The 5,063-nt window shown below is 53.1% G+C and carries 6 protein-coding genes; 5 read left to right on the top strand and 1 reads right to left on the bottom strand.

What is annotated here, in order from left to right; genetic code table 11:
- Positions 1-107: 107 nt before the first annotated feature.
- Positions 108-890 (bottom strand): glutamate racemase, encoded by a 783-nt coding sequence (gene murI, locus B3355_RS10195; protein WP_292783404.1) that lies wholly within the window; start codon positions 888-890, stop codon positions 108-110.
- Positions 891-952: 62 nt separating this feature from the next.
- Here murI and B3355_RS10200 point away from each other — a divergent pair, with 62 nt between their 5' ends.
- From B3355_RS10200 to panB, 5 genes are all read left to right on the top strand, one after another.
- Complete coding sequence (locus tag B3355_RS10200; RefSeq protein ID WP_024930678.1) at positions 953-1,504, top strand: cob(I)yrinic acid a,c-diamide adenosyltransferase; 552 nt, start codon at positions 953-955, stop codon at positions 1,502-1,504.
- Between the two features lie 37 nt (positions 1,505-1,541).
- The gene (gene pcnB, locus B3355_RS10205) at positions 1,542-2,888 is read left to right on the top strand and encodes a polynucleotide adenylyltransferase PcnB (protein ID WP_292783408.1); all 1,347 of its coding nucleotides are present in this window, start codon (positions 1,542-1,544) and stop codon (positions 2,886-2,888) included.
- Positions 2,888-3,373, top strand: coding sequence for a 2-amino-4-hydroxy-6-hydroxymethyldihydropteridine diphosphokinase (folK, locus tag B3355_RS10210; RefSeq protein ID WP_292783411.1), 486 nt, complete (start codon positions 2,888-2,890; stop codon positions 3,371-3,373). The genes pcnB and folK overlap by 1 nt, the downstream gene beginning before the upstream one ends.
- A 22-nt stretch (positions 3,374-3,395) precedes the next feature.
- On the top strand, positions 3,396-4,034 hold the full coding sequence (locus B3355_RS10215; RefSeq protein ID WP_019883325.1) for a deoxynucleoside kinase: 639 nt from the start codon (positions 3,396-3,398) through the stop codon (positions 4,032-4,034).
- Positions 4,035-4,096: 62 nt separating this feature from the next.
- Positions 4,097-4,906 (top strand): 3-methyl-2-oxobutanoate hydroxymethyltransferase, encoded by an 810-nt coding sequence (panB, locus tag B3355_RS10220; protein ID WP_292783414.1) that lies wholly within the window; start codon positions 4,097-4,099, stop codon positions 4,904-4,906.
- Positions 4,907-5,063: the final 157 nt, after the last annotated feature.

The raw sequence follows: 5,063 nt of genomic DNA on the forward strand, positions 1-5,063 counted from the left end.
CAGAAAGTGACTCGCCGACAAGGCGAAAGCCATCGCCAAATCACCCCGCCAAAGCTAAGCGCTCTAAAGAATGACTTTCTAACGCATATCGGTTCAGCGCTGACAGTCTAGGCGGTGATCGTCCATAATTGCTGCATCACTCGCTGAGTTTCCTCCGTCCCGCTCGTTAAAAACACATAATCGCCAGCTTCCGTTGCTGCATTAAGCATTTGTCTTTGCTCTAACACCTGTTGCAAACGCTTCGCCACGGCAGCGCCGGTATCAATCAAGGTGACATCAGGCCCGACGATCTCTTGAATATATTTACGCACAAACGGGTAGTGCGTGCAGCCCAGCACAATGGTATCCGCTCCTGCGGCCATGAGTGGTTTGCAGTATTGCTGCAGTAGTGCCAGCGTCTGTGGGGTGTCGAGTTGGCCTTGTTCTATGCATTCCACTAGGCCGACGCAGGCTTGTGTGACGACTTGCACGTTTTGGCCGTAATGTTCGAGCAGGGCTGCAAATTGTGCGCTTTGCAGAGTGCCGGTGGTGGCGAGTACGCCGATGATGCCGTTGTTGCTGGCAGCCGCCGCAGGTTTAACGGCGGGCTCCATGCCGATAATCGGCAGGGTGTAGTGTTGGCGCATGCTGCCGATGGCGGCGGCCGTGGCGGTGTTGCAGGCGACGACGAGGGCTTTGGCGCCTTTGGCAATTAATATATCGGTGACGATTGTGCAGCGTTGCTGAATTTCTGCGGCGGTTTTGTTGCCGTAAGGCGCGTGAGCGCTGTCAGCAAAGTAGATGAAATGCTCATGTGGCAGTTGGCGGGTGAGGTGTTTTAGCACGCTGAGGCCGCCGACCCCGGAATCCATCACCCCAATGGGGGCATTGACTGCAATCGCTGGGCACATCGAAATGGCACGGTATGATTTATAATGGGGGGATTATATCGGATTTTAGACAGGTGTCAGGCATGGCCAACCGGCTGAGCAAGATTTACACGCGTACTGGCGATAGCGGCACAACCGGGCTGGGCGATGGCTCGCGCGTGGCAAAATCTGACTTGCGCGTGGAGGCCATGGGCGATGTCGATGAGCTGAATGCCGTGCTCGGTATGTTGCTGGTAGAAGACCTGGCGGACGATGTGCGTGACAGCTTGCTGGCGATTCAGCATGATTTGTTCGACCTGGGTGGTGAGTTGTGTATGCCTGGGCATCACTTTATACAGGCGGGTCGGGTCACGTTTTTAGAACTGACGCTGGATGCCTGGAACGAAGCGCTTAGTCCGTTAAAAGAATTTATTTTGCCGGGTGGCAGCCGTGCAGCCGCCGTGTGTCATTTGGCACGTACGGTTTGTCGGCGTGCCGAGCGCGTGTTGCATGCACTGCATGCGCAATCGCCGGTCACCGCTGTGGCCTTGCAATACCTGAACCGATTGTCTGATTTACTGTTTGTCCTCTGTCGCACGCTTAACCGGCAGGCAGGTGTGCCGGACGTATTGTGGAATAACCAACATAAACTATAGCGTGGCTCTGGCCGGCGCTTGAAATGCAAAAAAACGAATGATTAAACAATTACTGCAAAAAGTATTCCGTCGTCGTGCCAGCGCGAATACCCACACTCAACTGCCTGCGGCGCAAGTCATCCAGGTAGGCAAGCATAAAATCAACCAGAAGCATATTAGCCAGGCCGCACTGAAGACCTGCGACCAACTGCAGAAGGCCGGTTTCCAGGCTTATATCGTCGGTGGTGCCGTGCGCGATTTGCTGCTCAATCATCCGCCTAAAGACTTTGACGTGGCAACGAATGCCACGCCTGAGCAGGTGCATAAGGTGTTTCGGCGCTCGCGTATTATCGGTCGTCGTTTCCGGCTGGTACATGTGTTATGGGGGCATGAGACGATAGAAGTTTCTACTTTCCGTGGTCATCACTTAAGCGATGGTGACGCTGAAACCAACGATAGCGGCCGCATCATCCGTGACAACGTGTTTGGCAGTATTGAGGAAGATTCGGTGCGCCGTGACTTCACCGCCAATGCCTTGTATTACGACCCCAAGCGTCAGGAAGTGCTGGATTTTCATCATGGTGTGGCTGATGTGCGCGCCAAAACCTTGCGCATGATTGGCGATCCTGTCACGCGTTATCAGGAAGACCCGGTGCGCATGTTGCGCGCGGTGCGTTTGTCGGCCAAATTGGGCCTGAAGCTGGAGCGCTCTACAGAAGCACCGATACGCAAACTGGCTGACCTGCTCGAAGATGTGCCGCCTAGCCGCTTGTTTGATGAGATGCTCAAGCTATTCCTGTCCGGCCATGCCATTGAGAGCATCAATGCCCTGCGCGCGCAGCAGTTGCATCACGGTTTGCTTCCGTTGTTGGATGTGGTGCTGGAACAGCCGCTGGGTGAGAAATTTGTCATGCTGGCGCTGAAAAATACCGATGAGCGTATTTTGTCCGGTAAGTCTTCCAACCCGAGCTTCTTGTTCGCAACCTTGCTGTGGCATGAGGTGTTGCAGGCCTGGCAAGAAAACCAGAAGCGCGGCGAGCATATCATTCCGGCCTTGCATGAGGCGATGAATGAAGTGATCGATAAGCAGGCCGAAAAAATGGCGATTCACAATCGCTATACCGCGACTATGAAGGAAATCTGGGTGATGCAACCGCGCTTTGAACAGCGTTCTGGCAAGCGTCCTTATGCATTGCTCACCAACCCGAAATATCGCGCAGGTTATGACTTCCTCTTGTTGCGTTGCGCTTCTGGCGAATTGCCGCAAGAGCTGGGCGACTGGTGGACACGCTTTGCCGATGCAGGCACCGATGAGCGTACAGAAATGTTACTGCCGGAAAGCGGGCCGAAAAAGCGTCGCCGCAAACCGCGCAAGAAAAAGCCTGTGGGCGGAGACTTGGCTTAATGGCCATTGCGTTGATTGCGCTGGGCAGTAATTTGCAGCAGCCAGAAATACAGGTCAGCAAAGCGATTGCGGTGTTGGCTAGTACGCCAGGGTTAACCTTGATGCAAGCCTCCAGCCTGTATGCGACGGCACCAGTGGGCTACGATAACCAGCCTGACTTTATCAATGCGGTGGTGCAAGTAACGACCGAGATGCCGGCGCCGCAGTTGATGCAGTTATTGCTGGATATTGAGCAGACGTTTGGCCGTGAGCGCCCGTTTCCCAATGCGCCTCGCATTTTGGACCTCGACTTGCTGGATTATGACGGCATGCAACTGGATACCGAGTTATTGAAATTGCCGCATCCGCGCATGCATGAGCGTGGCTTTGTGATTTTGCCACTGGCTGAAATTGTGCCCGACTTTATGCTGCCACAAGGAAAGACTGTTGTAGAATGGACAGCAAAACACAAGCACGATGACGTGCGCAAACTGAATCCGAATTGAATCCGCTGAACGAGCAATCACCATGTTTACCCGCTTTCCTTATGTCGTTATTGAAGGTCCGATAGGCAGTGGCAAAACCACATTGGCCCGGATGCTGGCCGATCAGTTTTCAGTCGAGCTATTGTCTGAAAAGGCTGAGGCCAATCCGTTTTTGACCCGCTTTTATCAGGATGCACAGCGTTACGCTTTACCAACGCAGTTATTCTTCCTGTTTCAGCGTTCGCGCCAGATTGAAGATATGGCGCAGCGTGATATGTTTGGCCAGCCTACGGTGTCTGATTTCTTTCTCGAAAAAGACCCGCTGTTTGCACGCCTGAACCTGGATGATGAAGAGTATTCGCTCTATCACCAGATTTACCAGCACTTGCAACTCAAAGCACCCAAGCCAGATCTGGTGGTGTATCTGCAAACGCCGGTAGACGCCTTAATGGATCGCATTGAGGAGCGCAATATCAGCTACGAGCAAGATATGCCGCGTGAGTATATTGCCCGCCTGGCCGAAGCTTATAGTGAATTTTTTCACGGCTACGATGCCTCACCTTTGCTGATTGTGAATAACGAAAAGCTCAATATTATTAAAGACCCGGAAGCGTTTAACTTGCTGATCGAGCGTATTGGCCAGATTAAGAGCAGCCGCGAATACTTTAACCCCAACTTTTAATTCAACCTGGCGGTATGGGTCACTATCATCGGCCCGTGTTGGCAGGTTGATGGCGGAAACAGATGCTGAATACCCTTCTCACAAAAGCAGGTGCGGGCGAAAAAATTGCCATGCTCACTTGCTATGACGCCACCTTTGCCAAATTGCTGGCATTGGCTGGTGTGGATGTCTTGCTGGTGGGGGACTCCCTGGGCATGGTCGTGCAAGGCGCGACCAATACGCTGGAAGTGACTATGCAAGACATGATTTATCACACCCGTCTGGTGGCCAGAGGCGCACCCGCCATTGTGATCATGAGCGACATGCCAGCAGGCAGTTATGAGCATGATCCGGCGACAGCACTCACTAATGCACAGACACTGATCGCGGCAGGTGCGCATATCGTCAAGATCGAAGGTGGCGGCAACATGGTTGAGACCGCACGTTACCTGGTCGACAATGGCGTGCCAGTATGTGCACATCTGGGCTTTACGCCGCAGTCAGTCGAAAAGCTGGGTGGCTATAAAATTCAGGGCAAGACTGAAGAAAGCGCGCAAATTATGCTGGACGATGCCCAGGCAATGGTGCGGGCCGGGGTGGATATGGTGCTATTCGAGATGGTGCCTGCGGCGGTGGCTGCGCATATCACACAGCACATTGGTGTGCCAACGATAGGCATAGGCGCAGGCGCTGGCTGTAGTGGCCAGGTGCTGGTATTGCAGGATCTATTGGGAATATATACTGGTCCGGCAGATAAAGCCCCACAAGACTACAAAGCACCAAGATTCGCACAGAACTTCTTGCAGCAGGCGGGGAGTGTGCAGCAGGCGGTGGTGGATTATGTGCAGGCGGTGAAGGCGGGGAGCTTTCCTGAGGGTAAGCATAGTTACTAGCGTGGTGTGGATGGGCTAAGAAGGTCATTTTTAGGTTTGTGTTTTGGTTAGTGTTTTGTTTCGCCTTTTCGGCGAGTTACTTTTCTTTGCTTGCACAAAGCGAAGACTATTCTATGATCGATCTATTTCGCCTTTTTGGCGACCATTCTTTCTTATG

This window comes from Methylophilus sp. UBA6697, assembly GCF_002454655.1.
Classification (GTDB): domain Bacteria; phylum Pseudomonadota; class Gammaproteobacteria; order Burkholderiales; family Methylophilaceae; genus Methylophilus.

What these genes read in the sequence shown, in the direction of transcription:
- B3355_RS10200 (WP_024930678.1), top strand. Translation starts at nt 953, where the DNA reads ATGGCCAACCGGCTGAGCAAGATTTACACGCGTACTGGCGATAGCGGC.
- pcnB (WP_292783408.1), top strand. Translation starts at nt 1,542, where the DNA reads ATGATTAAACAATTACTGCAAAAAGTATTCCGTCGTCGTGCCAGCGCG.
- panB (WP_292783414.1), top strand. Translation starts at nt 4,097, where the DNA reads ATGCTGAATACCCTTCTCACAAAAGCAGGTGCGGGCGAAAAAATTGCC.
- murI (WP_292783404.1), bottom strand. Translation starts at nt 890, where the DNA reads ATGTGCCCAGCGATTGCAGTCAATGCCCCCATTGGGGTGATGGATTCC.
- folK (WP_292783411.1), top strand. Translation starts at nt 2,888, where the DNA reads ATGGCCATTGCGTTGATTGCGCTGGGCAGTAATTTGCAGCAGCCAGAA.
- B3355_RS10215 (WP_019883325.1), top strand. Translation starts at nt 3,396, where the DNA reads ATGTTTACCCGCTTTCCTTATGTCGTTATTGAAGGTCCGATAGGCAGT.